Source organism: Streptomyces sp. bgisy100 (genome assembly GCF_057709105.1).
In genome coordinates this window covers 108,450-133,148 of sequence record NZ_JBYITE010000010.1, presented here as the reverse complement: position 1 = coordinate 133,148, position 24,699 = coordinate 108,450, and the positions used below count along the sequence as shown (strand labels likewise).

23 protein-coding genes are annotated in these 24,699 nt (G+C 72.5%); 11 read left to right on the top strand and 12 right to left on the bottom strand.

Features of this window, described 5'->3' with window-relative positions; translation table 11 throughout:
* Nucleotides 1–189: 189 nt before the first annotated feature.
* From rpsA to AC3EQ1_RS09775, 6 genes are all read left to right on the top strand, one after another.
* The gene (gene rpsA / locus AC3EQ1_RS09800) at nt 190–1,698 is read left to right on the top strand and encodes a 30S ribosomal protein S1 (RefSeq protein ID WP_388855924.1); all 1,509 of its coding nucleotides are present in this window, start codon (nt 190–192) and stop codon (nt 1,696–1,698) included.
* Between the two features lie 245 nt (nt 1,699–1,943).
* The gene (locus AC3EQ1_RS09795) at nt 1,944–3,182 is read left to right on the top strand and encodes a PP2C family protein-serine/threonine phosphatase (protein ID WP_432093956.1); all 1,239 of its coding nucleotides are present in this window, start codon (nt 1,944–1,946) and stop codon (nt 3,180–3,182) included.
* A 161-nt stretch (nt 3,183–3,343) separates the two neighbouring features.
* Entirely contained in the window at nt 3,344–4,285 is a 942-nt protein-coding gene (locus AC3EQ1_RS09790; RefSeq protein ID WP_351507180.1) for a PAC2 family protein, read from the top strand.
* Between the two features lie 33 nt (nt 4,286–4,318).
* On the top strand, nt 4,319–4,927 hold the full coding sequence (gene coaE, locus AC3EQ1_RS09785; protein WP_432093912.1) for a dephospho-CoA kinase: 609 nt from the start codon (nt 4,319–4,321) through the stop codon (nt 4,925–4,927).
* A gap of 260 nt (nt 4,928–5,187) precedes the next feature.
* Nucleotides 5,188–5,571, top strand: coding sequence for a tetratricopeptide repeat protein (locus AC3EQ1_RS09780; protein WP_432093911.1), 384 nt, complete (start codon nt 5,188–5,190; stop codon nt 5,569–5,571).
* A gap of 138 nt (nt 5,572–5,709) precedes the next feature.
* Nucleotides 5,710–6,441, top strand: a complete 732-nt coding sequence (locus AC3EQ1_RS09775) for a DUF7873 family protein (RefSeq protein WP_432093910.1) — start codon at nt 5,710–5,712, stop codon at nt 6,439–6,441.
* Nucleotides 6,442–7,038: 597 nt separating this feature from the next.
* Here the strand turns inward: AC3EQ1_RS09775 and AC3EQ1_RS09770 are convergent.
* Entirely contained in the window at nt 7,039–7,299 is a 261-nt protein-coding gene (locus AC3EQ1_RS09770) for a DUF6343 family protein (RefSeq protein ID WP_351507188.1), read from the bottom strand.
* Between the two features lie 860 nt (nt 7,300–8,159).
* Here AC3EQ1_RS09770 and AC3EQ1_RS09765 point away from each other — a divergent pair.
* On the top strand, nt 8,160–10,997 hold the full coding sequence (locus AC3EQ1_RS09765) for a DEAD/DEAH box helicase (protein WP_432093909.1): 2,838 nt from the start codon (nt 8,160–8,162) through the stop codon (nt 10,995–10,997).
* On the top strand, nt 10,994–12,232 hold the full coding sequence (locus AC3EQ1_RS09760; protein ID WP_432093908.1) for an SWIM zinc finger family protein: 1,239 nt from the start codon (nt 10,994–10,996) through the stop codon (nt 12,230–12,232). Before AC3EQ1_RS09765 ends, AC3EQ1_RS09760 begins: the two co-directional genes overlap by 4 nt.
* Nucleotides 12,233–12,337: 105 nt before the next feature.
* On the opposite strand, the gene AC3EQ1_RS09755 is transcribed toward AC3EQ1_RS09760, so the two are convergent.
* Nucleotides 12,338–12,529 carry a DUF4236 domain-containing protein gene (locus tag AC3EQ1_RS09755; protein WP_432093907.1) on the bottom strand — a complete coding sequence of 64 codons (192 nt, stop codon included), beginning with the start codon at nt 12,527–12,529 and terminating at the stop codon, nt 12,338–12,340.
* A gap of 195 nt (nt 12,530–12,724) precedes the next feature.
* Entirely contained in the window at nt 12,725–14,137 is a 1,413-nt protein-coding gene (locus AC3EQ1_RS09750; RefSeq protein ID WP_432093906.1) for an FAD-binding oxidoreductase, read from the bottom strand.
* Between the two features lie 70 nt (nt 14,138–14,207).
* On the opposite strand from AC3EQ1_RS09750, the gene AC3EQ1_RS09745 reads away from it, so the two are divergent.
* Nucleotides 14,208–15,155 (top strand): LysR family transcriptional regulator, encoded by a 948-nt coding sequence (locus AC3EQ1_RS09745; RefSeq protein WP_432093905.1) that lies wholly within the window; start codon nt 14,208–14,210, stop codon nt 15,153–15,155.
* Between the two features lie 192 nt (nt 15,156–15,347).
* Here the strand turns inward: AC3EQ1_RS09745 and AC3EQ1_RS09740 are convergent, their stop codons facing one another.
* The 6 genes from AC3EQ1_RS09740 to AC3EQ1_RS09715 all read right to left on the bottom strand — a co-directional run bounded on the left by AC3EQ1_RS09740 (nt 15,348) and on the right by AC3EQ1_RS09715 (nt 18,919).
* Nucleotides 15,348–15,557, bottom strand: coding sequence for a DUF397 domain-containing protein (locus tag AC3EQ1_RS09740; RefSeq protein ID WP_432093904.1), 210 nt, complete (start codon nt 15,555–15,557; stop codon nt 15,348–15,350).
* Nucleotides 15,558–15,590: 33 nt separating this feature from the next.
* The gene (locus AC3EQ1_RS09735) at nt 15,591–15,800 is read right to left on the bottom strand and encodes a DUF397 domain-containing protein (protein ID WP_432093903.1); all 210 of its coding nucleotides are present in this window, start codon (nt 15,798–15,800) and stop codon (nt 15,591–15,593) included.
* Nucleotides 15,797–16,174, bottom strand: a complete 378-nt coding sequence (locus AC3EQ1_RS09730; protein ID WP_432093902.1) for a DUF5753 domain-containing protein — start codon at nt 16,172–16,174, stop codon at nt 15,797–15,799. The genes AC3EQ1_RS09735 and AC3EQ1_RS09730 overlap by 4 nt, the downstream gene beginning before the upstream one ends.
* A 33-nt stretch (nt 16,175–16,207) precedes the next feature.
* A complete protein-coding gene (locus AC3EQ1_RS09725) occupies nt 16,208–16,741 on the bottom strand; it encodes an HAD domain-containing protein (protein ID WP_432093901.1) in 534 nt (177 codons plus the stop codon).
* Between the two features lie 226 nt (nt 16,742–16,967).
* Nucleotides 16,968–17,945, bottom strand: coding sequence for a carbohydrate kinase family protein (locus AC3EQ1_RS09720; RefSeq protein ID WP_432093900.1), 978 nt, complete (start codon nt 17,943–17,945; stop codon nt 16,968–16,970).
* A 50-nt stretch (nt 17,946–17,995) separates the two neighbouring features.
* Complete coding sequence (locus AC3EQ1_RS09715) at nt 17,996–18,919, bottom strand: pseudouridine-5'-phosphate glycosidase (protein WP_432093899.1); 924 nt, start codon at nt 18,917–18,919, stop codon at nt 17,996–17,998.
* A gap of 253 nt (nt 18,920–19,172) precedes the next feature.
* Here AC3EQ1_RS09715 and AC3EQ1_RS09710 point away from each other — a divergent pair, with 253 nt between their 5' ends.
* Both AC3EQ1_RS09710 and AC3EQ1_RS09705 read left to right on the top strand, forming a co-directional pair.
* Complete coding sequence (locus AC3EQ1_RS09710; RefSeq protein ID WP_432093898.1) at nt 19,173–20,504, top strand: glycoside hydrolase domain-containing protein; 1,332 nt, start codon at nt 19,173–19,175, stop codon at nt 20,502–20,504.
* A gap of 189 nt (nt 20,505–20,693) precedes the next feature.
* Complete coding sequence (locus tag AC3EQ1_RS09705; protein ID WP_432093897.1) at nt 20,694–21,056, top strand: cupin domain-containing protein; 363 nt, start codon at nt 20,694–20,696, stop codon at nt 21,054–21,056.
* A gap of 56 nt (nt 21,057–21,112) precedes the next feature.
* On the opposite strand, the gene AC3EQ1_RS09700 is transcribed toward AC3EQ1_RS09705, so the two are convergent.
* The 3 genes from AC3EQ1_RS09700 to AC3EQ1_RS09690 all read right to left on the bottom strand — a co-directional run bounded on the left by AC3EQ1_RS09700 (nt 21,113) and on the right by AC3EQ1_RS09690 (nt 24,606).
* A complete protein-coding gene (locus AC3EQ1_RS09700; RefSeq protein ID WP_432093896.1) occupies nt 21,113–22,363 on the bottom strand; it encodes an MFS transporter in 1,251 nt (416 codons plus the stop codon).
* Nucleotides 22,364–22,765: 402 nt separating this feature from the next.
* Complete coding sequence (locus AC3EQ1_RS09695; protein ID WP_432093895.1) at nt 22,766–23,299, bottom strand: methylated-DNA--[protein]-cysteine S-methyltransferase; 534 nt, start codon at nt 23,297–23,299, stop codon at nt 22,766–22,768.
* Nucleotides 23,300–23,688: 389 nt separating this feature from the next.
* Entirely contained in the window at nt 23,689–24,606 is a 918-nt protein-coding gene (locus AC3EQ1_RS09690) for a glycerophosphodiester phosphodiesterase (RefSeq protein WP_432093894.1), read from the bottom strand.
* Nucleotides 24,607–24,699: the final 93 nt, after the last annotated feature.

Below are 24,699 nucleotides of genomic sequence, written 5' to 3'. Positions count from 1 at the left end.
ACGGAGCAGGCTGCGCTCGCATCTGTTGTATGTCCCCTCGGTTGTCGAGGCGTCCGCCCTTTCTTCGGAAGGGCTCCTTTCTCCGGAAGGGATTGCGTCTCTCTGGCTGTCCGGCTTCGGCGGTTGCGATAAGGGTCCCCGGCGTAGCAGTGCCTACGACTCAATGTCCGTACCGGAGCCCTTTCCCACATGACGAGCAGCACCGAGACCACCGCCACCACCCCGCAGGTAGCGGTCAACGACATCGGTAACGAGGAAGCCTTCCTCGCCGCGATCGACGAGACGATCAAGTACTTCAACGACGGCGACATCGTCGACGGCGTCATCGTGAAGGTCGACCGGGACGAGGTCCTGCTCGACATCGGTTACAAGACCGAGGGTGTGATCCCCTCCCGCGAGCTTTCGATCAAGCACGACGTCGACCCCAACGAGGTCGTCGCCGTCGGCGATGAGATCGAGGCCCTGGTTCTCCAGAAGGAGGACAAGGAAGGCCGTCTCATCCTGTCCAAGAAGCGCGCTCAGTACGAGCGGGCCTGGGGCACGATCGAGAAGATCAAGGAAGAGGACGGGATCGTCACCGGTACCGTCATCGAGGTCGTCAAGGGTGGTCTCATCCTCGACATCGGCCTCCGCGGCTTCCTCCCGGCCTCCCTGGTCGAGATGCGCCGTGTCCGCGACCTCCAGCCCTACGTGGGCAAGGAGCTCGAGGCCAAGATCATCGAGCTGGACAAGAACCGCAACAACGTGGTCCTGTCCCGCCGTGCCTGGCTGGAGCAGACCCAGAGCGAGGTCCGCCAGACCTTCCTCACCACCCTCCAGAAGGGCCAGGTGCGCTCCGGCGTCGTCTCCTCCATCGTCAACTTCGGTGCCTTCGTGGACCTGGGTGGCGTGGACGGCCTGGTGCACGTCTCCGAGCTGTCCTGGAAGCACATCGACCACCCCTCCGAGGTCGTCGAGGTCGGCCAGGAGGTCACGGTCGAGGTCCTGGACGTCGACATGGACCGCGAGCGCGTGTCCCTGTCGCTCAAGGCGACCCAGGAAGACCCGTGGCAGCAGTTCGCCCGGACCCACCAGATCGGTCAGGTCGTCCCGGGTAAGGTCACCAAGCTCGTTCCGTTCGGTGCGTTCGTCCGCGTCGACGAGGGCATCGAGGGCCTGGTCCACATCTCCGAGCTGGCCGAGCGCCACGTGGAGATCCCGGAGCAGGTCGTCCAGGTCAACGACGAGATCTTCGTCAAGGTCATCGACATCGACCTCGAGCGCCGCCGCATCAGCCTCTCGCTGAAGCAGGCCAACGAGTCCTTCGGTGCCGACCCGTCCGCGGTCGAGTTCGACCCGACCCTGTACGGCATGGCCGCGTCCTACGACGACCAGGGCAACTACATCTACCCCGAGGGCTTCGACCCGGAGACCAACGACTGGCTCGAGGGCTTCGAGAAGCAGCGCGAGGAGTGGGAGCGCCAGTACGCCGAGGCGCAGGTCCGCTTCGAGCAGCACCAGGCGCAGGTCATCAAGTCCCGCGAGGCCGACGAGCAGGCCGCGGCCGAGGGCGCTGCCGCTCCGGCCGGTGGCACCGGTGGCGGCAACGCCGGCGGCAGCGGCTCGTACTCCTCGGAGTCGGCGGACAACTCCGGCGCCCTGGCGTCGGACGAGGCCCTGGCCGCGCTCCGCGAGAAGCTGGCCGGCGGCCAGAGCTGACGCTCCGGTTCCGGTAGCCGACCGCAACGGCTGAACGGTGAGGCCCGCTCCCTTCGGGGAGCGGGCCTCACCGCGTTCCCGTCGCATGTACCGATCGCGTGCCCGCGGCGGGGGAGGGCTTCGCGGCCGGCCGTGCGCTCCCGGCTCCGGTGCCCGGCAGCTCGTGCACAGGCCGGGGCGCCGGTGACGCCGTACATTGGCCGTAACAGGGGGGCGCGCACAAGGAGCACACGACGGACGAGGACATCGACTACGCCGCCCTGTTCGCGGCCACCCCCAGCCCGTATCTGGTGCTGAATCCCGACCTGGTGATCGTTGCCGTCAACCAGGCCTATCTGGCCGCGACCGGTCGCGAGCGGGAGGAGCTGATCGGGCGGTACGTCTTCGATGCGTTCCCGGACAACCCCTCCGACCCGGACAGCCACCCCGTCCGCAATCTGGAGGCCTCCCTGCGCCGGGCGCTGACCGGCGGAGAGCGCGACAGCATGGCGCTGCAGAAGTACGACATCCCGGTGCCAGGCCGCGAGGGACAGTTCGAGGAGCGGTACTGGAGCCAGGCCAACACCCCGGTCAGGGGGCCGGACGGCTCGGTGGTCCTGGTGATCCACCGGGCCGAGGACGTGACGGATTTCGTCCGAGGGCGGGAGCGGAGCGGCTGGGAGCACGGCCTCGGCGACGACCCGCAGGCGCGCAAGGAGGCCATGGAGACCGAGCTGTACGCCCGTGCCCGCGATCTTCAGGAGCTCAATGAGCGCCTCCGGCAGGAGCATGCCCGGGAGCGCGAGGTCGCACTGGCGTTGCAGCAGGCCATGCTGCCGGTCATCCCGTCCGTGCCGCGCCGGCCGGCCGCCGTCCGCTACCGGCCGGCGGGCGGACTGCTGAACGTCTGCGGCGACTGGTACGACCTGATCGACCTGGACGAGGACCGGTTCGGCGTGACGGTCGGGGACGTCGTCGGGCAGGGACTGGGGGCCGCCGGGGTCATGGGCCAGCTGCGCAGCGCCCTGGGGGCCGCCGTCCGCGCGGTCGACGGCCCGGCTCGGGCGCTGGACATTCTCGATGTGTACGCCCGCTCCATCGACCGGGCCCTGTCCACGACCGTGGTGCAGGCCGTCGTCGACCTCGTCGCGCACCGCGTCACCTACAGCTCGGCGGGCCATCCGCCACCGCTGCTGCTGCACGCCGACGGCAGCGTCGAGGCCCTGGACGCCGCGACCGACCCGCCGCTGGCGGTGCGGCCCGAGACCGTTCCCCGGCCGCAGGCCGAGGCCGCCTTCGAAGCGGGTTCCGCTCTCGTGCTCTACACCGACGGACTCGTCGAACGCCGGGGCGAGGACATCGACTCCGGTGTCCGGCGGCTGGCCGACAGCCTGAGCCGGCACCGGGGGCTCGGTCCGGAGCCGCTGGCCGACGCGCTGCTCGGCGAGCTCGGCGCCACGGACGGCGTGCCCGACGACACCGCACTCGTCGTCATCCGGCTCTGACCGCTGTCATCGGGATCCCGTCGGCCCGAGCCCTTCGCGTGCTCGGATCGTCGGTTCCGTCCACGGAACGCACCGTGCCCCACCGGATCACCCGGCCCGGGGGGAATGCCCATGCCCGGGGGCGTGTTGGCGAAGGTGAACGCAAGGGAGGCGCGGTTACGGTGCTTGATCCGCAGGATCTGTACGCATGGGAGCCCAAGGGGCTCGCGGTGGCCGAGATGGCCATGGCCCAGGACTCGGCGGGGCTGGTCATGCTCTACCACTTCGACGGGTACATCGACGCAGGTGAGACCGGTGAGCAGATCGTGGAGCAGCTGCTCGACGGACTGCCGCGGCAGACGGTGGCCCGCTTCGACACCGACCGGCTCATCGACTACCGCGCCCGGCGTCCGCTGCTCACCTTCCGGCGGGACCGCTGGACGGCGTACGACGCGCCCCGGCTCGAGCTCCACCTCGTCCAGGACGCCACCGGAGCCCCGTTCCTGCTGCTCTCCGGCCCGGAGCCGGATGTGGAGTGGGAACGTTTCGCCGCCGCCGTACGCCAGATCGTGGAGCGGCTCTCCGTGCGACTCTCGGTGAACTTCCACGGCATTCCCATGGGGGTCCCGCACACCCGCCCGGTCGGCATCACCCCGCACGGCAACCGGGTCGACCTGATGCCCGGCCACGGCAGCGTCTTCGACGAGGCGCAGGTGCCCGGCAGCGCGGAGTCGCTGGTGGAGTTCCGGCTGGCGGAGGCGGGCCACGACGTGCTGGGTGTCGCCGCCCATGTGCCGCACTACATCGCCCGCTCGCCCTACCCGGACGCGGCGCTGACCGCGCTGGAGGCGATCACCGCGGCCACCGGGCTCGTGCTGCCGGGCGTGGCGCGTGCCCTGCGTACCGAGGCGCACCGTACCCAGGTGGAGATCGAGCGGCAGATCGGGCAGGGCGACGATGAGCTGATCTCCCTGGTGCAGGGGCTGGAGAACCAGTACGACGCCATGGCCGGCGCCCGGACCCGCGGCAACCTGGTCGCCGAGCCGGCCCAGCTGCCGTCGGCGGACGAACTGGGCCGCGAGTTCGAACGTTTCCTCGCCGAGCGTGAGGGCGACGGCGGCTGATCCCCGCCGCTTCCGGTCTTCTACCCTGAGCTCATGCTGAAGGTGGGCCTGACGGGCGGAATCGGATCCGGCAAGAGCGAGGTGTCACGGCTGCTCGCCTCCTACGGCGCGGTGATCGTGGACGCGGACAGGATCGCGCGGGAGGTCGTGGAGCCCGGAACGCCGGGACTGGACGCGGTGGTCGCCGAGTTCGGCCCCGGGATCCTGACCGAGGACGGCACGCTGGACCGCCCCGGGCTCGGCGCCGTCGTGTTCAGCGACCCCGATCGGCTGCGTGCGCTGAACGCCATCGTCCACCCCTTGGTCGGTGCCCGGTCGGCGGAGCTGGAAGCGTCGGCGGGACCGGGGGCGATCGTCGTCCACGATGTGCCGCTGCTGGCCGAGAACGGTCTGGCACCGCTGTACGACCTGGTGGTCGTCGTGGACGCGACCGAGCGGACCCGGGTCGAGCGGCTGGTGCGGCTGCGCGGGATGGCGGAGCAGGAGGCCCGGTCCCGGATGGCCGCCCAGGCGACGCGGGAGCAGCGCCTCGCCGTCGCCGACCTGGTGATCGACAACGACGGGCCGCTGGAAGCCCTGGAGAAGCAGGTCGGGAAGGTCTGGGACGAGCTGCGGCGGCGTGCGGCCGGGGCTGCCGAGTAGGACCGCCGGGTGTCGCGGGGCCCGATTGCCGCAGTGGAGGCGCCGGAGCGAAGGCGCCGGAGTGGAGGGCGTCGGGGCGGAGGGCGTCGGGCCGATGCGGCGGGAGCGTGCGGTGCCGGGGTGTCCGCCTGCGGGGGCTCCGAGGGCTGGTGCGGGGTGGCGTCTGTTCCCGCGCTGTTTCCCTCAGGGAATGGTCGAGGGGGCAGTGTTGTTGTGCCGGATCGACAGGCGTCCGTTTCGCAGCTGGGACAGGAGGGACCGTGCCCGAGCGCACCCCCGAGACACACGTCATCGACTACCGCGCCGCGGAGCATCTGCTCGCCGCCCACGACCCGCAGGGCGCGGTGAAGCTCCTGGACCCGGTGATCTCGGCTCATCCGGAGAACACCGCGGCCCGGCTGCTGCGGGCACGGGCCTTCTTCCACGCGGCGCAACTCCGTTCGGCCGAGCTGGAGTTCCAGCTCGTCCTGGAGCGTGAGCCGGACAACGCGTTCGCACACTTCGCCCTCGGGCGCACGCTCCAGCGGGCCAACCGTCCGGAGGAGGCCACCCGTCACCTCCGGCTGGCCGCGGCGCTGGATCCGCGCCCGGACTTCGTGGAGGCGGCTCGCTTCGGCGACACCGGCCCGGGCGACGCCGCCTGACAGTTTCGCCGGCGGGCTCCGGCACCGCCTGCGCTCCGGCACCGCACGGGCGCTCACGGGGGGTGACGGAGCCCGGTCGGCCGACGGCGTCGGAAATCCGGTCGATCATCGTTCGTACAGGCTGCTAGCGTGCGGCGCGTGGCGAAACTCAATCAGATCATCGCAGTCGAGAAGGGCGTCAAGTCCAAGGCGCAGCAGGACCTTTCGGGTACGCAGCGGGGACTGGAGAAGCCGGCGCTGCTGGCCGGGATCTCCCGCACGTACCAGCCGAAGGACGAGGAGGGCGAGCAGCTCCCGCCCGAGTCCACCCGTGTGCAGGTGAAGGCGGAGGACGTCCTGCGGGACACCGCGGCCACGCTCACCCGGCTGTTCGATGTCACCGCCACCAAGGACTGGGCGAACTGCGAAGCCCGCGCGGACATCACCGTCGAGGGCCGGACGCTGCTGCGCGACGTACCCGTCTCGTACCTGCTGTTCCTGGAGAAGCAGCTGACGGACATCAACGCGTTCGTCCGCAGGATGCCCACGCTGGACGCGTCGGAGTCCTGGTCCCTCGACCCGTCGACGGACGCCTGGAAGACCGATCCGGTGCGCACCGTCCGGACGAAGAAGGTGCCGCGCAACCACGTGAAGGCGGAGGCGACGGAGAAGCACCCGGCGCAGGTCGAGGTCTACTACGAGGACATTCCGGTCGGCTACTGGACGACCGTCAAGTTCTCCGGTGCCCTCCCGGCCCGCAGGGTCAACGAAATCCTCGACCGCGTCGAACGGCTGCAGCAGGCGGTGAAGTTCGCCCGTGAGGAGGCCAACGGCGCCGAGGTCTCCGACCAGCACGCCGGCGACGTGGTCTTCGGCTACCTCTTCGGGTAGCGTCATGATCTCCCCGGCCGCTGTTGAGAGCGGGCGGGGTGCGCGAGGAGCGCAAAGCTGAAGAGGAAGCTCGTCGTGATACACGCGGCTGCATTGGGAGGTATTGACCACCTCTCCGAGCATTCGGTCACGAGAGGGGACTGCCTGAAGTCCGGAGCGCGCCGAGCTCAACCCTCGGTCTCCGGTCAGGTCTTCCGCCCGTGACACGCGTTCAGTCTCAGACTCTCGCTCCAGACTCAGCATTCGCCGCCGATCGCCGGATCGACCGGGCGCGGGCCCGGTCGTCGGATGCCGGTTCGACTCCGGCCCGCCCCGCTGTCCTGGGGCGGTAGTTCAAAGGAAGAACACGACGACGTCAGACTGACCCGCGCCGACGGGTCCGGCGTGCACACATGGGCGGCACACCAGGGCCCGGGGGATGGCCAAACCCCCGGGCCCGTTTCCCTGTTCCTGCCGTGTGCCCCTTCGGGCTCCCCTGCGCGGTGGCCCCGGTCGGGCCGTCCGGTCCGGTCGTCGGGTCACGCCGTTCGGCGCCCTTCGCCGCAGCCGTACTCGGATGTGTGCCTGCCCCTGGTCCCGCACTGCGGCTGGGCTCCGTCAGTGGCGCCGAACCGGCCGGTACGGCGGAACGTCCCGGCCCGGTTGCCAGTGGGGCCCCTGATGCAGGTGATGCGCGATGACCAGCAGATCGGCCGTCGCGATCAGCATGAGAACACCGCAGGCGACGGCCCACCCGGTCCGACCGAGCTCGGCGAAGATCACCGTGCCCGCAATGGCCCACAGCAACCCCCACACGGTCAGCCCGAGCCGCATCCGCAGCGGACTCCGCGCCTCCGTCGGCTCGCTCCCGGTACGCATGTGCCACCATCTCCACCTCCAGCATCCCTCGGTAGGGAGCTGTGGGCCAGGGGTCGTGGCGGGGCTGAGGCTGTGGGCGCGGCCTCGGGACGCTGCCAGGGGCAGGTGCGGGTGGGCCGACTCTCGCCATGTCACCACTGTGCAGGTGGCCGGAAGCGTCGCGGCCACAGCTCAGCCGGGAACGCGGGCACGGTGCGACGGCGCGCGGCGAGCTCCCGGGGGCGGCGCTGTTCGGGACAACGTGCTGACGTTGAGCGTCGTCACGGCGATCGCGTCGTCCGCGGTGACGCGGTTGGCGACCGATAACCAGTGGACGGCTGTGAGCGTTGACTCACGCTGGGTTGTCGTGCCCTGTCGGCCGTAGACTCGCACGCGGTCCGCAGGTCCGGCGGGCGGGAACGGGTACCGGTACAGCAGTACGGCGCGAGGGGTGGCAGACGGTGACGCGGGAGCAGCACCCCGAGGCCGGTGCCTTCGCGGACTGCGCGGCTGTTTTTCTGCCGGCTGATCCACCCCGCCATGGACGGGTCGCCTTCTGGCGGCCCGACGGCGGCCCTCTCCCCGGTGCCCAGTCGCGGAGTGCCGCGCCGTCCCATGCCCCTGGGCCGCCCCATGGTCCTGGTCTGGACCAGCGCCCTGGTCCGTTCCCGTTCCCTGGTGGTGTCCCGAGCCGTGACGGTCCGCAGGTCGGTGACAGTGCGGCCCCCGAGACGTTCCCTTCCGGCTCCGGCTCCGGCTCCGGCTCCGGCTCCGGGTTCGGCTCCGGGTTCGGCTCCGGCACCGACTTCCGCCCCGCCCCGCAGGACCTGACCGTCGTACGGCGGCACGGGAAGGGGGTCCGCAGCCGGACCGTCCCCGCCGTGCACCTTCCGCTCGCCGACGCCGTTCCTCTGCTGGCCCGGGTGCGCCGCGACCCCGCCGCCCATCCCGCTGCGGCCTGTTGGGGAGCGGCGGCCCTGCACGCCCTGCACCTCGTCGCACGCGGCAAGCTGCTCCCCGGGCTGACCCCGGACGACATCGATGCCTGGCGGGCCGGGCCGCTGGATCCCGAGGACGTCGCCCATCTGCGGGCCATCGCCGCCGCCATGCCCGCGGAGGCTCACGCGGTGCCGCTCGCGGGACGGAAACCCTTGCAGCTGCCCGACCCGGAGGCACTGCTGCGGGCCTTCCTCGACGCTGTCGCCGATGTGCTGCCGCGGACACCTGCCGCTCCCCATGCGGTGGCCGACATGCAGCCCGGGGGCCACAACGGGCGCTCTCCTGCGGCCCGTGGCGCGGGGCGGCTGCACGCCACCCGTTCCACCGTGGGCCGCCGGGCCGGCAGGACCACCAGGGCCGGCAGGGTCCCCGGAGCCGCCCCGGTGCCCCACTCCGCCGGAGCCCCGTTCGCCGCGGACGAGCCGCAGCGGCTGCCCCAGGCCCGGGAGTGGGCCGCCGAGGTGGCCGCGGGCCTGGACGCCGGCGTGCGGATCTCACTGCGGCTGGACCTCTCCCCGTACGACCTCTTCGACTCGGGGATCGGTCACGGTTCCGCGATCGGGGACTCCTCCGCGCGCGGCTCCGGCCCGGCAGACGGCGGGGAGCAAGGCGGCGAAGAACAAGGCAACGAGGAGCGGTGCGTCGCGGCGGCCGTCGTCCAGGTCCACAGCCTGGCCGATCCGACGCTGGTCGCCGACGCCGTGGCGCTCTGGGACGGCGCGGACCGCTTCGGGCCGCGCGCCCGGATCGACACCCTGCTCGCCGTGCGCCGCGCGGCCCGCGTCTGGCCCCCGCTCGCCCGCCTGCTCGACCGGCCCGCGCCGGACGTGCTGCCGCTGACCGAGTCGGAGCTGTACGAGCTGCTGGGCCAGTCCGCGAACCGGCTGGGCGCCGCGGGGGTGGCCGTCCACTGGCCCAAGGAGTTCGCCCGGGAGCTGACCGCCACCGCCGTCGTGCGCCCCGCTCCCGGCTCCGCCGCCGACGGCTTCGGCTTCTTCGAAGCGGAAGAACTCCTCCAATTCCGCTGGCAGTTGACGCTGGACGGCGAGCCGATCAGCGACGCCGAAATGGATGCGCTCGCCGAAGCGCACCGCCCCGTCGTCCGGCTGCGCGACCAGTGGGTGCTGGTCGACCCCGCCCTCGTCCGCAAGGCACGCAAGCGCGACCTGGGGCTCCTCGATCCGGTCGACGCGCTGCGCACCGTGCTCACCGGAACCGCCGAGGTGGACGGAGAGAACGTCGAGGCCGTACCCGTCGGCGCGCTGGCCGACCTCCGCGCCCGCCTCACTGGTGAACTGCGGCCCGCCGCACAGCCCCCCGGGCTCCGCGCCACGCTGCGCGACTACCAGCTCCGCGGCCTCGCCTGGCTCGACCGGATGGCCTCGGCGGGTCTCGGCGGCTGCCTCGCCGACGACATGGGCCTCGGCAAGACGATCACGCTCATCGCCCTCCATCTGCACCGAGACCACCCCGCCCCGACCCTGGTGGTCTGCCCGGCCTCGCTGCTCGGCAACTGGCAGCGCGAGATCGCCCGCTTCGCGCCGGACGTTCCCGTGCGCCGGTTCCACGGCACCGGCCGCACCCTGGAGGGCCTGTCGGGCGGCTTCGTCCTCACCACGTACGGCACGATGCGCAGCAGCGCCGCCGAACTCGCCGGGTGGCGCTGGGGACTGGTCGTCGCCGACGAGGCCCAGCACGTGAAGAACCCGCGCTCCTCGACCGCGAAGGCGCTGCGCACCCTCCCCGCTCCGGCGCGGATCGCCCTCACCGGCACCCCCGTCGAGAACAACCTCTCCGAACTCTGGGCGCTCCTCGACTGGACCACCCCCGGGCTGCTCGGGCCGCTGAAGACCTTCCGTGCCCGGCACGCCCGCGCCGTCGAGGGCGGCGAGGACCGGGAGGCGGCCGAGCGGCTGGCCCGGCTGGTACGGCCGTTCGTGCTGCGCCGCAAGAAGTCGGATCCGGGTATCGCGCCCGAACTGCCGCCCAAGACCGAGACCGACCACCCCGTCGGGCTCGGCCGGGAACAGGCCGCGCTGTACGAGGCCGTGGTGCGCGAGACCCTGGCCCGGATCGAGGCCGCCGAGGGCATCGCGCGCCGCGGGCTGGTCATGAAGCTGCTCACCGCGCTCAAGCAGATCTGCAACCACCCCGCGCAGTATCTGAAGGAGGCCGCGCCCGGACTCACCGCCCGCTCCGGCAAGCTGGAGATCCTCGATGAGCTGCTGGACACCATCCTCGCCGAGGGCGGAGCGGCACTGGTCTTCACCCAGTACGTGGAGATGGCCCGGCTCCTCGAACGGCATCTCACCCGCCGCGGCGTCCCGGTCCAGCTGCTGCACGGCGGCACGCCCGTGGAGCAGCGCGAAGCGATGGTCGACCGCTTCCAGTCCGGCGAGGCCCCGGTGTTCCTGCTGTCCCTGAAGGCCGCGGGCACCGGGCTCAACCTCACCCGCGCGGGACACGTGATCCATTACGACCGCTGGTGGAATCCGGCCGTCGAGGAGCAGGCCACCGACCGCGCCTACCGCATCGGCCAGACCCAGCCCGTGCAGGTGCACCGGCTGATCGCCGAAGGCACCGTCGAGGACCGGATCGCCCAACTGCTGGACGCCAAGAGGACGCTGGCGGACGCCGTGCTGAGCGGTGGCGAGGCCGCGCTGACCGAACTGAGCGACGCGGAGCTCGCTGACCTCGTCTCGCTGCGGAGGCCGTCATGACCCGCCCCGGCCGCCCCGCCGCTCCGGGGACCGGCGGCCCCGAGGAGTTCCCGCGGTCCTGGTGGGGCCACGCCTGGGTGCGCGCCCTGGAGGAGAACGCGCCCGACCCGGCCCGGCTCTCCCGCGGCCGCGGCTACGCACGCCGCGGGTTCGTCGACGCGATCACCGTCACCCCGGGGCGCGTCGCCGCCGCGGTGCACGGCACCCGCCCCCGCCCGTACCGGACCGCCCTCCGCCTCCAGGTCCTCACCGACGCCGAGTGGAACGACTTTCTCGACGCCGTCGCCGCGGAGCCCGCCCACATCGCGGCGCTCCTGGACAAGGACATGCCGCGGGCGCTGGTGGCCGCCGCGGACCGGGCGGGCGTCCACCTGCTTCCCGGTCCGGGTGACATGGACCCGTCCTGCTCCTGCCCGGACGGCGGCCGGCCCTGCAAACACGCGGCGGCGCTCTGCTACGAGACGGCCCGGCTGCTGGACACCGACCCGTTCGTCCTGCTGTTGCTGCGCGGCCGGGAGGAGAGCGAACTCCTCGACGACCTCACCCGCCGCAACGCGGCCCGCGCCGCCCGGGAGAAGGCCGCCGCAACCCCGGTCGCCACCGCGGCGGTGGTGGCGCGTGTCGCCCTGTCCGGCAGGGCTCGTCCGCCGCTTCCCGCGCCCCTGGCGGCGCCCACCGCCGCCGCGTACCCGCCGGCCTTTCCGGAACCGGCCGGTGCCCCGTCGGCCGAGGCCCTCGAATTCCTGGCCGTGGACGCGGCGGCCCGCGCCCAGGCGTATCTGGCCGACGGGGCGGACCCGTTCGCGGTCCGCTCGGCCTGGCAGGACGCCGTACGGCTCGCCGCCACCCACCCTCACCTCTCCGGACGCCGGAGCTTCTCCGCCCGGTTCGCCCAGCTGGCCGCGAGCAGCGGCCGCACCGCCCAGGAGCTCTCCCGGGCCGTCGCGGCCTGGCGCCAGGGCGGGGCGGAGGGCCTGGCCGTCCTCGACGTCCCCTGGGACCCGCCGGCCGGCGACTTCGACCGGGCCCGCAGCGCGCTCGCCGCCGCGGACTTCCCGCGCATGACGATCCGGCACAACCGGCTCACCGACCCCCGGGGCTTCGTCCAGCTCCGATACGGCCGCGACGGCCGCTGGTACCCGTACCGCTCCGACCGGGGACGCGAGGACTGGTGGCCGGAGGGCCCGGCGGACGAGGACCCGGTCGGCGCCCTGACGGGATCGCTGTACGGCTGACGGGCGGTCAGGATCGGGTGGGGGACCGGCAGGGCGGGGATCGGCAGGGCAGGGCCGGTGGCCGGCACGCCTCGGCTGGGGCCGGCTCCTCGCGGACCGGGACGCTCAGCCGCGGCGCGTGGTCTTGCGGTATCCGAAGGGGCCGGGGAGGTCCATCGACGTCGTCCGGCGCCCCGTGGACGAGTAGGTGCGGCGCACACCGTCCTCCTTGCCGAGAGTGACGGAGACGGACTTGCGGTTGATGTTGAGCCGGACGCCCGGAAATATGCGGAAGCTCTTGCGGAAGGTGATGGGCACAGCGGACTCCTCTCGTTCCCGACTGGCCTTCCCCGAGGATACGGGGGTACGCCGCATCCCCTTGCCGCAATGCGCGGGGAGGCCCCGAAGCTGCCTCCATGAGGGCACGCAGGGGAGGTGGAAGAGCGAAGGGGCGGCCGCTGGGCGGGGGTCGGCCTCGGTCCGGGGAGCGGACCGAGGCGGTGCCACGCGTCGCTACGGCAGGTCCCCGGCCGGGTCCACCGAGCCCGTGGCGGGACGGATGTTGCGGTTGAAGCGGAACAGGTTCTGCGGATCGTGCACCGCCTTGAGAGCGGCCAGGCGGTCGTAGGTGGCGGCCCGGTAGCCCGCTCGGGTCTGTGCCTCGTCGGCGTACTCCCCGTAGCCGTAGAGGAAGTTGAGGCTGTGGCCGAGCGTCCACGGCGCGAGCCGCTCGCGCACCAGGGCGTGCCGGTCGCGGACCTCGTCGGGACCGCTGCCGACGGGGCCGTGCGTGGAGATGACGCGGACCAGGAACTCCGCCTCCCGGTGGTCGACAGCGATCCTCGTGGGCCCTTCCTTGTGCAGCGCGCCGCCGAGGTGACGGATGTCCACGACGCACGGGACGGGGGAGTCCGGCCCGGCCGTGGCGAGCAGCCCGCGCATCGCCTCCGGGGTGAGCTCGCCGAGCAGCGCGTTCGTCGCGGCGTACGGGTGCGGGTCGTCCGGGTCGCTGTGAATGCTGCCGGACTCGGTGTACGGCATGGTCCGCAGGTCGTCCTCCAGGCGCTCGCCGGCCTCCCGCAGCGGTGCGACGAGCCGTTCCCCCTCGTCCGCCGGGCCGTTGTAGGCGATACGGACCGAGGCGACGTACCGGCCCCGCAGCAAGGAGGGGACCTGCGGGATGTCCGGGTAGCCGAGCAGGGTGACGGAGGAGGTGAGTTCCTCGGGCGCCTCGGCGGCCCAGCGCAGCCAGGTCTCCAGCGCCTTCTCGACGAGTGGTGTGTCGAAGACCAGCCGCCCGCCGTACACGGTGCGGACGGGAACGAGCTCCACCTCCAGGGCGGTCACGACGCCGAGGTTCCCGCCGCTGCCCAGCACCGCGCCGAACAGCGCGTCACCCGGCTCGACGCGGCGCAGCCGCCCGTCCGCGGTGACCATCTCCACGGCCCGAACATGGTCGGCCGCGTAACCGAACTGCCGGGCCAGCAGGCCGACCCCGCCACCCAGGGTGTAGCCGATGACACCGACGGACGGCGAGGAGCCGGTCAGCGGGGCCAGCCCGTGGGCGGCGGCCGCCTCGATCAACGCGCCCGCCCGGACGCCCGCGGCGACATGGGCGGTCCTGCGCTCGGCGTCGATCCGCACCGTGGTCATCCGCCGGGTGCTGATCAGGATCCCGCCCTCGGCCGCCACCGACAGCCCGTGCCCGGTCGCCTGCACGGCCACGGGCATCCCCTGCCGCGCCGCGTAGGCGACGGCGGTGCGGACGTCCTCCGCGTCGGCGGCGGCAATCACCAGCGCCGGACGGTGGGTGTACGCGGCCTGGAAGCCGGAGACCTCCTCGGCGTAGCCGGCGTCGCCGGGGAAGAAGGCGGAGCCGGTGAAAGAGGGCAGGTCGGGGAGGGTGCGGTGCGTCATTTTCGCCATGACTCCACGGTGCCGGGAGCCGTGCCATAAGTCCAAGATCTGGATGATCTCGTCGCTAGAATCGCTGCTTATGGAACTTCGGCAGCTGCAGTACCTCGTCGCCGTGGTGGAGGAGGCCAACTTCACGCGCGCCGCCGCCCGCCTGCATGTGGCACAGCCGGGGGTGAGCGCTCAGATCCGGCAGCTCGAACGCGAGCTCGGACAGCCGCTGCTGGACCGCTCCGGCCGCTCGGTGACCACCACGGAGGCCGGCGAAGCCGTACTGCCGTACGCGCGGGCCGCGCTCGCCGCCATCGAGGGCGTGCGGCAGACCGTGGACGACTTCACCGGACTGCTGCGCGGCCGGGTCGCGGTCGGACTCGTCTCCGGCCCGGCAGGCCAGGAGTTCGACATGGTGTCCGTCGTGGCCGATTTCCACGACGCCCACCCCCAGGTCGAGATCTCCCTCACCGAGGACACCTCGGAACGGATGCTCGCCGCACTGCGCCGCGGCGAACTCGACCTCGCGCTGGCCGGGCTGGTGGACGAGGAGCCCCCGCCGGGCCTCTCCTGCCAGGTGGTGATCGACACACCGCTGGTCGCGGTGGTGGCTCCCGACGACCCGCTCGGCACGGACCGGAACCGCGCGGAGGTTCCGCTGACCGAGCTCCGTGACCGTCCGTTGATCAGCCTGCCCCGCGGCACCGGACTGCGCGGCGTGCTCGAACGGGTCTGTGTCGAGGCGGGATTCCAGCCGCGGATCGCCTTCGAGGCAGCCGCCCCGCATGTGCTCACCGAACTGGCCGCCCGCGGCCTCGGCGTGGCTGTCGTACCGGCGCCTCCGGTCGGCCCGGCGTCGCTTCTCGGGGAGCGGCTGCGCGTACTGACGATCAGCGGGCCGCAGCCCCGCGGCCGGATCGCCCTGGTCTGGCGCACGGACGGCCCCGCCGGCCCGGCGGCCGAGGCGCTTCTCGGCCGACTCCGTACGGCTCTCCCCGTGCCCGAAGCCGCCGACGACAGGGCGAGCACGACGAGATGAGGTACGGGAGACTCCGGAGGGATTCCCTGTCGGGTCGCGCCTGCCGCACGGGGCTTCGAACCGGCAGAGATCGCGAAGAGAGCATCGGCGCGTCGTCGGGCGAGGCAGAGCAGCGCCTGAGCGTGGTGTCTGCCCTGGGCCCTCTTCATGCCTCAGCCGGCCCCGACCGCGCAGGGCTCTCCGTCAACCGGGTCAGACTCCTCTGCTCGCGAAGTGGACGAAGTCGGTCCAGGCTTCGGGGGTGAGGGTGAGTGCGGGGCCGTGGGGGTCCTTGGAGTCGCGTACCCGGATGGTTCGCCGGCCGATGGCGACTTCGACGCAGTCGCCGCCTTCGCTGCCGCTGTGGCTGGACTTGATCCACTGAGGATTGTCGGTGCGGTGGGTGTTCGTTGCGCTGTTCATGACGCTCCTGCCAGGTCGGCTGGCAACTTCAGATCAGACCTGTTGGCGTGCGAAGTGGATGAAGTCGGTCCAGGCTTCGGGGGTGAGGCTGAGTGCGGGGCCGTGGGGGTCCTTGGAGTCGCGTACCCGGATGGTTCGCCGGCCGATGGCGACTTCGACGCAGTTACCGCCTTCGCTGCCGCTGTGGCTGGACTTGATCCACTGAGGATTGTCGGTGCGGTGGGTGTTCGTTGCGCTGTTCATGACCCTCCTGCCAGGTCGGCCAGCAGATTCAGGCTCTCCTCCGGGCTGAGCGCCTGCGACCGCAGCATTCCATACTTCTGTTGATACGCACTGACCTCGTCCGGATCATCCACGAGGAAGCTGATGCGCTGCCCCTCGATATAGGCCAGTTGATCGTGGTCGGGGGTCTCCAGCAACACCATGGGGCCGTCCAGGCCCGCGTGCTTCTCGCGGGCCGTGGGCATGATCTGCAGCCCCAGGAAGGGAAGTTCGGCGCAGGCCTTCAGGTGCCGGATCTGCTCGCGCAACACTTCGCGACCGCCGATGGGACGATGCAGGATCACCTCCTCCAGGAGAAAGTTCATCATCGGCGGCCAGGGCTTCCGGTCGAACACCTGCTTGCTTGAGGGCCCGGCGGCCCTGCGGCGCTACAGCTCCGCCGCCCACCGGCCCAGCGTCGCGAAGTCCGCGTCGCGCAGACCCCGGCGGGGGTGGATGCGCAAGAGCAGGGCTGGGGCGTCGTGGTGGGCGGCGACGTGTGCGGTGTCGAGGTCGGTGATCATGTCGTCGACCCAGACGAACGGGCGCCCCGCCGCCCACGTCAGCAGATGCCGGGTCTTCCAGTAGAGGCCGTCCGGGTCCTTGGTGAAGAGCTCGGGCCATTCGATCACCGGGAGGTCGCCCGGGAGGCCGATCGCGGGGGCGATCATCTCGTTCGCCTGGTGCATCCAGGTGGTCGCCCAGGCCAGTTCGTACGGCAGCGTGGTCAGTCGCCGGCCGTGCCCGGGGTTGAGGCGGACCCGCAGGCCGCGGCGGTGGCTGCGGGACCCCGGGGTCTGCCGGGACAGCCAGATGGCGGGGTGGAGGCGGTGAGTGGTGTAGCCGCGCGGCCGGTACAGCCGGGCGGCGTACGGATTGAGAGGGCCGTCCACGTCGAGAAGCAGCAAGGGGCGATCCGTCATGGAGAACTCCTACCCATGGAGGTCGGGTATGCCGGCGCCGCGCCGGTGCCGGGTAGCGCGACGTGGACGATTGGGTACGCCGGACCGTCGAGCGCCCGGCGCGTGAGCGGAGAAGGAGGCGCACTCATGAGGTGAGGGGCGAACCGGCGCGGCAAGGCGGCCGCCGACCCACCGCACCCTCCCCGACCTGCCCTCCTGCGCCACCAGCGCGGTAAGGAGGCCGCGCTCATGTGGGAGCGCCACGCCGGAGAACGCCCGCCGCTGCGGACACTCCCCGCTCCGGCGGCCGGCCGCCGGCCCGGGTGACGGCCTCCGCGCCGGCCCGGCAGCCCGCCTCCGCGGCAGCCACCGGATCACCTCCGGTCAGCAGCGCCGCCAGGAAGGCCCCGGTGAAGGCGTCGCCCGCGCCGGTGGTGTCCACCGGAGTCACCGCGGGGGCCGGGACCCGGGCGAGGACGTCACCGCCCGCGGCGAGCACGGCTCCCGCGGCCCCTCGCTTGACCGCGACGAGAGAGAAGTCCCGGCTGAGTTCGGCCGCCGCGTCGGCCGGGTCCGCGAGGCCGGTGAGCAGCGTGGCCTCGTCGCTGTTCGGGAGGAGGAGGTCCGTGGTGGCAACCGATGTCAGGAAGGTGGCGGGGCCGTGCCGTTCGATGAAGCCGGCCGACGCCGGATCGACACTGACCGGTACCGACCGCTCCCGGGCCGCCGCCATCGCCGCCCGGGCCAGCGCCCTGCTGCCCGCCGCGAAGAAGAGGTAGCCCGACAGGTGGAGGCGGGCCACGCCGTCGAGCAGGCTGTCCCGCCAGTCCGCGGGGGATAGCCGGAGCGCGGCGCCGCTGTCGGTGACCAGGGTGCGTTCCGCCGTGGCGTCGACCAGGCAGATGACGGTGCCCGTGGCCGCGTCCGGATCGACGCGGAGGGCGGGGCGGACCCCGCAGCGCAGCAGCGCGTCCTCGTGCCACGCGGCGGAGTCCGCCCCCACGCACCCCATGAGCCGGACGTCCGGTGCTCCGCTCCGGGCCGCCCAGCAGGCCGCGTTGGCCCCGGCACCGCCCGGCAGCGTGCTCACCCGGGCCGTGGTGTCGGTCGCCGGAGCGAGGGGAGTGGCGTGTCGGGCGACGACATCCGTGATCACATCGCCGATCACCAGCAGTCCGCCGCGGACCGGGCCCGGCGACCCACCGGCGTCCCCGGGCCCCGTCATTGCGGCCTCCCCGGGCCCCGTCATACCGGGCCCCGTCATACCGGGCCCCGTCATGCCGGGGTCCGGGACCAGGCCGTGGCGATCCGTGCGGCCAAGCGCACATTGCCACGTACCGCCGCGAGGTTGGCCTTCAGCGAGGCGCCGTCGGTGTGGTGCACCAGATGGCCCAGCAGGAACGGTGTCACCGCCTGTCCGGTGATGCCCTCGCGCGCGCAGGCGGCCAGCGCCTCGGCCAGCACCCGGTCGTGGAGTTCCGGATCCAGCTGCTCCCGTTCGGGAACGGGATTGCCGACGACGAGGGCCGACTCCGGGCCGCCCAGCGCGTCCTGGGCGGCCATGGCGGCGGCGACCTCCTCGGGCTCGTGCACCGTCCAGTCGACCGGCTCGCCCGAACTGCTGAGATAGAAGCCGGGAAAGCGGTCGGTGCGGTAGCCCAGCACCCCCACCCCCAGCGTCTCCAGGCGCTGGAGCGTTGCGGGCACGTCGAGGATGGACTTCACGCCCGCGCACACGACCGTGATCCGGGTGCGGGCCAGCAGCGACAGGTCCGCGGATTCGTCCTGCGTCGCGGTCCACTCCCGGTGCACACCGCCCAGCCCGCCCGTAGCGAAGACCCTGATTCCCGCGCGGGCGGCGAGGAAGGCCGTCCCCGAGACGGTCGTCGCGCCGTCGGCGCCCGCCGCCACCGCGGGGGCCAGATCGCGGTGACCCAGCTTGCGCAGTGACGGATCATCAGCGATGCGTTCCAGCTGGGACGGGGTGAGGCCGATCTGCGCACGGCCGTCCAGCACCGCGATGGTCGCCGGGACGGCGCCGCCCTCGCGGACCTCGGCCTCCAGCTCCTTTGCCACCTGCAGATTGCGGGGACGGGGCAGACCGTGCGCGATGATCGTCGATTCCAGGGCCACCACCGGGTGTCTGCGGGCGAGCGCTTCCCGGACCTCCTCGGACACGTTCATCGGGGGTGTGGGCATCGCTGCGCGTCTCCCGTCTCGTGGGCCGTGCTCGAAGGAACGCTTCTTCTCCTCCCATCCCTGGCGTTCCGGTCACACCGTCAAACCTCGCGCCCCGGTGCTTGACCAGCACTGCACAAGAGTGGCAAAACTATGACAGAACAGACAGAACCTCAGATATCCATAGAGTCCGTCGTACCGTCAGGACGCCGCCCGCGGCGCCTCCCTGACGGTCGTGCAGCCGGACTCGGTCCGACTGCGCCCGGGGGTCGACATGTCCCGTTTCCCGTTCCGTATCAGACAGCGGCTCGGCGTCATGGGCCTGGCCGCGGCCGTGGGCGGCGCGATGACACTCGTGCTCGCCCCGCCCGCCGCCGCGGAGCCCGCCACCTCGATCACCTATCCGTCGGGCGCGGCCTCCACCCGCTACACCGGTCCGGCCTTCGACGCGTGCAGCGCGCCGAGCCTCGACGCGATGAAGGCGTGGAAGGAGTCGTCGTACCGTGCCGTCGGCGTGTACATCGGGGGTGTCAACCGCACCTGCACCCAGCCCCGGCTGACCGCGAGCTGGGTCACCGAGGTGTCGAAACTCGGCTGGCGGCTGCTGCCCATCTACAAGGGACTGCAGCCGGCCTGCGGCGCACGGGCCCAGGACGAGAAGATCACCCCCGGCTCGGCGGCGGAGGAGGGCAAGGCGGCGGCGGCCGACGCCATCGCCGCGGCCACCGCGCGCGGCATGCTGCCCGGCAGCGCCGTCTACAACGACATCGAGCAGTACACCAGCCCCGACAGCACCTGCCGGAACTCGGTCCTGACGTACCTGTCGGCGTGGACGAAGGAACTCCACGCCCGCGGCTACCTCTCCGGTGTCTACATGAACCTCAACCACGGCGCCGCGGACCTCTCCGCCGCCTACGGCTCCACCAGCCACGCCCGCCCCGACGCCCTCTGGATCGCCCGGTACGACGGCAGTACCTCGCTCAGCGGCTGGTCGGGGATCCCGGACTCCCAGTGGGCGGCGCACCAGCGCGCCAAGCAGTACAGCAACAGCCACGACGAGACGCACGGCGGCGTGAAGATCAACATCGACAGCAACCAGCTCGACGCGCCGGTGGCCACCGTCGCCCACACCTACACCGTGACCAGCGACGCCGTCCTCAAGGCCCGCCGGACGCCGTCGACCTCCGGCACCGTCGTGCGGTCCGTCGCCCCCGGATCCTCGGTCGCGGTGGTCTGCCAGAAGCCGGGTGCCACCGTGGGAGGGACCTCGGTGTGGGACCAGCTCTCCGACGGCAGCTTCGTCTCCGACCACTATGTGAGCACGCCCTCCAAGACCGGCTACAGCGCCCCGCTGCCCCGCTGCGCGCACCCGTACCAGATCACCCCGGCCGGCGGGGTCAACCAGCGGACCGGCCCCGGCACCTCGTACGCCACGGCCGGCGCGCTGTCCAGCGGAAGTCTCGCCTGGACGACCTGTCAGGCCCCCGGCACGGCGGTCAGCGGTACCTCGGTCTGGAACAAGCTGGACAATGGGCGCTGGGTCTCGGACTACTACGTGGCCAACGCGAGCAACACGACGTACAGCAAGCCCGTGCCCCGCTGTTGAGCCGGCGGCCCGCCGCCGCGGGAGAGATCACCGCCGCCCTCCACCGGGAGGGCGGCGGCGATGTTGTCGCCACGGGGCCGTCGTCCGGGGGCGCCCGTGCCCTCCGAGGGGTACCGGGCGGGCTCCGGATCGACGCGCTGCGGTACCTGCCGTCCGGCGGCGGAACCGGCGCCGCTACTGTGACCGGCTATGACTGGCATGGACAACCCCGTCGCGTCGTTCGCAGTGCACATTCCGGATGTGGAGCTCGAGGTGGAGCCGCTCGCTCCCGAGCAGATCGTCTCCGGCGATCCCGTCGTCACCGGAAAGGTGCTCTGGGAGTCCCCGGACGGCAAACAGCTCCGCGGTATCTGGCAGATCACTCCGGGCGTGGTGACCGACACCGAGGCCAACGAACTGTTCGTCGTCGTGAGCGGGCGGGCGACGATCGAGGCCGAGGGCGGTTCCGTCATCGAGGTGGGCCCGGGCGACGCGTGCGTGCTGCGCGAGGGCGACCGGACCACCTGGACCGTTCACGAGACGCTCCGGAAGGCGTACCACATCAGCCTCTGACGCCCTTCGGCCTCCGGGGCCTCCGGCGTGAGTTCAGGCGCGGGCCGGGCGTGAGTTCAGGCGCGGGCCGGGCGTGCGGTGAACAGGGCCAGGGCGGCCACGGGCAGCAGCAGGAGTGCCGCCGCCAGGTTCAGCCAGCCGTAACCCGCCCGCGCGACGATCAGCCCGGCCAGGGCGCCACCGGCCCCGGCCGAGGTGTTCATCGTCAGGTCCGAGAGCCCTTGGACAGCGGCCCGGGCGGCTTGCGGCACGGCCTCGGTGAGCAGCGCGGAGCCCGCCACGAGCCCCGCCGACCAGCCCAGGCCGAGCAGGAACAGGCCGGCCGTGGTCCGCCCGTGGTGTCCGTCGGCCGTGCCCGCGAGCAGGGCGGCCGAAGCCATCAGGGCCACCGTCAGGGCGATCACGGTGAACGGTCCCACCCGGTCGCAGAGCCGGCCCATCACCGGGGCGAACGCGTACATCCCCGCGATATGGGCACTGATCACCAGCCCGATCAGCTCGATGTCCGCGCCGTGGTGTCCCAGGTCCACCGGGGTCATCACCATGATCGCCACCATTGCGGTGTGCGCGGCGCTGATGGTGACGAACGCCAGCCGGGCCCGCGCGGATCCGGCGACCACACGCACGCCCGCGCGCAGCGACCGGCTCTCCCGTGTCTGCGACCCGGCCGGATCCAGCGACCGGGCCGTCAGCAGCGGGTCGGGGCGCAGCAGGACCAGCACCAGGACGGACGCGGCCAGGAAGACCACCGCGGCCCACAGGAACGGTCCTGCCGTGGGCGGAATCCCCAGGGCCGCGACGCTGTCCCCGGCCGGGGCCGCGATGTTCGGCCCCAGGACCGCACCGATCGTCGCCGCCCAGACCACCGTGGAGATCGCTCGGCCGAGATTCCCCGCGGGCGCCAGATCCGCCGCCGCGAACCGGGCCTGGAGGTTCGCCGTCGTACTGGCGCCGAACGCCACCATGCCGAGCAGCAGCAAGGGGAAGCTCCCCACCGCGGCGGCCAGTACGGACAGACCCGCGCCCACCGCACCGACCGCATACGCCAGCGCCAGCCCCGGCCGCCGGCCGCGGGCGCTCATCAGGGCGGCGACCGGAACCGACAGCAGGGCCGTCCCCGCCACGGCCGCGGTCCCGGCCAGCCCGGCCACCGCCTCCGAGCCGCCGATCTCCTGCGCCAGCACCGACGAGAGGGCGACCCCCATCGCCGTGCCCAGGCTGCCGAGGATCTGCGAGGCGATCAGTACGGCCGTGGTGCGCCGCCGCACGGCGTGCAGACCGGGTACGGCCTCCGCCTCCGTGGGCACGGCCGGGGCGCCGGAGCCGGATACGGGTGAGGGAGCGGAAGGGGGGACGGGCGGGGGAGTGGAGGAGGGCGAATCGGAGGAGTCGGGCACGGCGGCAGTCTGGCAGCACCGCTGCCGGCAGGCCATGGGCCGGCAAGGAAGCTTTCGGAAACGTGACCGGAGGGCGCTTCTGTGCGGGCACCTCCCGCGACGGCCGCTGCGAGGGCTTCCTGCGAGGGCTTCCTGTGCGGGCCTCCTGTGCGGGGCCTGCGAGGTCGCGGGGCGTCCCTCCTGCGCGGCGGACCTGCGAGGTCGCGGGCGCCCCGCCTGCCCGGGCCGAGAGCGCTGGGCAAGCCGTGGGGCCCTCCGGAGCAAGGGCCGCGGAGCCGTCCGGAGCGGGTCGGGGAACGGCCTGCCGACCGCTCAGAACAGCGGCTGCGGGAGCACGCCCTCCAGCGCGAGCAGGGTGCGCTTCGTCTCCAGCCCTCCGCCGAAGCCGCCGATCCCGCCGCCGCTCTCCACCACCCGGTGGCAGGGGACCACGACGGGCAGCGGATTGGAGCCCATGGCAGTCCCCACGGCCCGTGCGGCCCCCGGTTCGCCGACCCGGTCGGCCAGGTCCTGGTAGCCGACGACCGTGCCGTACGGGACGCCGGCCGCGAGCTCCCGCAGCACCCGCCGGTTGAAGCCGGCCGACAGCGACCAGTCCAGGTCCACGGTGAACTCGCGCAGTGTTCCCGCGAAGTAGGCGCGCAACTGCCGGACCGTCTCGGCGAGCAGCGGGTCCTCGGACGCCTCCACCGGCTCGCCGCCGAGCCGGGACGCCAGCCGGTCGACCGCCGCGCGGGCCGTCCGCTCGTCCGCGTGGAAGACGACGTTGACCAGTCCCCGGCCGGTCGCCGCGAGCAGCAAGGGCCCGATGGGGGTGCCGGTCACGGTCCAGCTCACTGCGCTCATTCCCCGCAGGGTAGTGCGCTCCGGAGCGCCGTGCGCCGCGAGCGCGGGCCTTGTGCACAGGCGGCGGGCGCTGGGCGGCGAGCGGCCCCCTGCGCCGGAAACCTGCGCCGGAAACCTGCGCCGGAACCCCGCGGCCGGCCTCCTGCGAGGGGAACACCTGGCACGCCGGGCAGCGCCGCCGACGGCGCCTCCCTCCGCGAGTACGGGTCGCCGGGGGCTGCGGGCCCGCACCGGTCCCGGGGAGAGCAGAGCCCCAGGCGCGGCGGACGAGCAGTCGCCCTGGAGGCCTGGAAGCAGAGCCGCCGGGAGAGGGGAAGCCGCCGCACGCACCGCGGCCGCGCCCCCTCGGGGGACGCGGCCGCCGTGCGTCGTGCTCCCGGGAGTCGGAGCTACGACGCGGAGGCGCCGGCGAAGGCGCTGTGGTCCGAGGTGCTGCTCCTGGCCGTCGCGTCGCGGACGATGTCAGGGGTGTTGGTGATGATGCCGTCCACGCCGTAGCTCTTGAGCAGGGCGGCCCGCGGGCCGTCGTTGACCGTCCAGGTGAAGACCTCCAGCCGGCGGCCGTGGGCCCCGCGCAGCTGGTGCACGGCGGCCACGTACTCGGGAGTCAGCGTCCGGTGACTCGGGTTGATCTGGTCGACGAACCGCGCATACGTCTTCAGGTCCGCGACCTCCGGAGCGCCGAGGAAGCCGGTCTTGATGTCGGGACGCAGCTTGTGGACCATGCCCACGCTGTCCGCGCTGAAGGACTGGATGATCAGCTTGCGCCGGACGTGCGAGCGGTCGAGCCAGCCCTCACGGCGCAGTTCACGGAGGGTCTGGAGCTCCAGACCGGGGTACAGCTCCGGGGCCTTGATCTCCAGCAGCAGCTTCTGCCGGTGGTCGCCGACCCGTTCGAGGTACTCCTCCAGGGTGGGCACGCGTTCGCCCGCGTAGGCGGGGGAGAACCAGCTGCCCGCGTCCAGCCGCTTGATCTCCGCCATGGTGAAGTCGGCGACCTTCCAGGGCGCCCGGTCGGGGAAGACCTGTTCCACGTTGGTGGTGCGCTTCAGATCGGTGTCGTGAATGACGGCCAACTCACCGTCCTTGGTGCGCTGGACGTCGTTCTCCACCCAGGTGATGCCGAGGTCGTCGGCCTTGTCGACGGCCGCGAGGGTGTTCTCGGGGGCGTAGGCGGACGCGCCGCGATGGGCGACGACCACGGGTCGGTGCGGGTGGTCGATGGCCTGCGCCACCGTGGCGGGGAAGAAGAGTGTCGAGACTCCCAGAAGCGTTCCGACTGTGGCTGCGAGAGGGCGTATGCGCACGTGGACTCCTCGCGTCGTCTTTCGCGGACGGGCCGAGGGTCCCAGGCGTGGTGCAACAGTGGACAGGCGTGGAATGGACAGAAGTTGAACGGG

Excerpts from the sequence above, each read along its gene's own strand:
- AC3EQ1_RS09705 (WP_432093897.1), top strand. The coding sequence starts at position 20,694 with ATGACTGGCATGGACAACCCCGTCGCGTCGTTCGCAGTGCACATTCCG.
- AC3EQ1_RS09770 (WP_351507188.1), bottom strand. The coding sequence starts at position 7,299 with ATGCGTACCGGGAGCGAGCCGACGGAGGCGCGGAGTCCGCTGCGGATG.
- rpsA (WP_388855924.1), top strand. The coding sequence starts at position 190 with ATGACGAGCAGCACCGAGACCACCGCCACCACCCCGCAGGTAGCGGTC.
- AC3EQ1_RS09745 (WP_432093905.1), top strand. The coding sequence starts at position 14,208 with ATGGAACTTCGGCAGCTGCAGTACCTCGTCGCCGTGGTGGAGGAGGCC.
- AC3EQ1_RS09740 (WP_432093904.1), bottom strand. The coding sequence starts at position 15,557 with ATGAACAGCGCAACGAACACCCACCGCACCGACAATCCTCAGTGGATC.
- coaE (WP_432093912.1), top strand. The coding sequence starts at position 4,319 with ATGCTGAAGGTGGGCCTGACGGGCGGAATCGGATCCGGCAAGAGCGAG.
- AC3EQ1_RS09760 (WP_432093908.1), top strand. The coding sequence starts at position 10,994 with ATGACCCGCCCCGGCCGCCCCGCCGCTCCGGGGACCGGCGGCCCCGAG.
- AC3EQ1_RS09750 (WP_432093906.1), bottom strand. The coding sequence starts at position 14,137 with ATGGCGAAAATGACGCACCGCACCCTCCCCGACCTGCCCTCTTTCACC.
- AC3EQ1_RS09710 (WP_432093898.1), top strand. The coding sequence starts at position 19,173 with ATGTCCCGTTTCCCGTTCCGTATCAGACAGCGGCTCGGCGTCATGGGC.
- AC3EQ1_RS09715 (WP_432093899.1), bottom strand. The coding sequence starts at position 18,919 with ATGCCCACACCCCCGATGAACGTGTCCGAGGAGGTCCGGGAAGCGCTC.
- AC3EQ1_RS09725 (WP_432093901.1), bottom strand. The coding sequence starts at position 16,741 with ATGACGGATCGCCCCTTGCTGCTTCTCGACGTGGACGGCCCTCTCAAT.
- AC3EQ1_RS09735 (WP_432093903.1), bottom strand. The coding sequence starts at position 15,800 with ATGAACAGCGCAACGAACACCCACCGCACCGACAATCCTCAGTGGATC.
- AC3EQ1_RS09695 (WP_432093895.1), bottom strand. The coding sequence starts at position 23,299 with ATGAGCGCAGTGAGCTGGACCGTGACCGGCACCCCCATCGGGCCCTTG.
- AC3EQ1_RS09720 (WP_432093900.1), bottom strand. The coding sequence starts at position 17,945 with ATGACGGGGCCCGGGGACGCCGGTGGGTCGCCGGGCCCGGTCCGCGGC.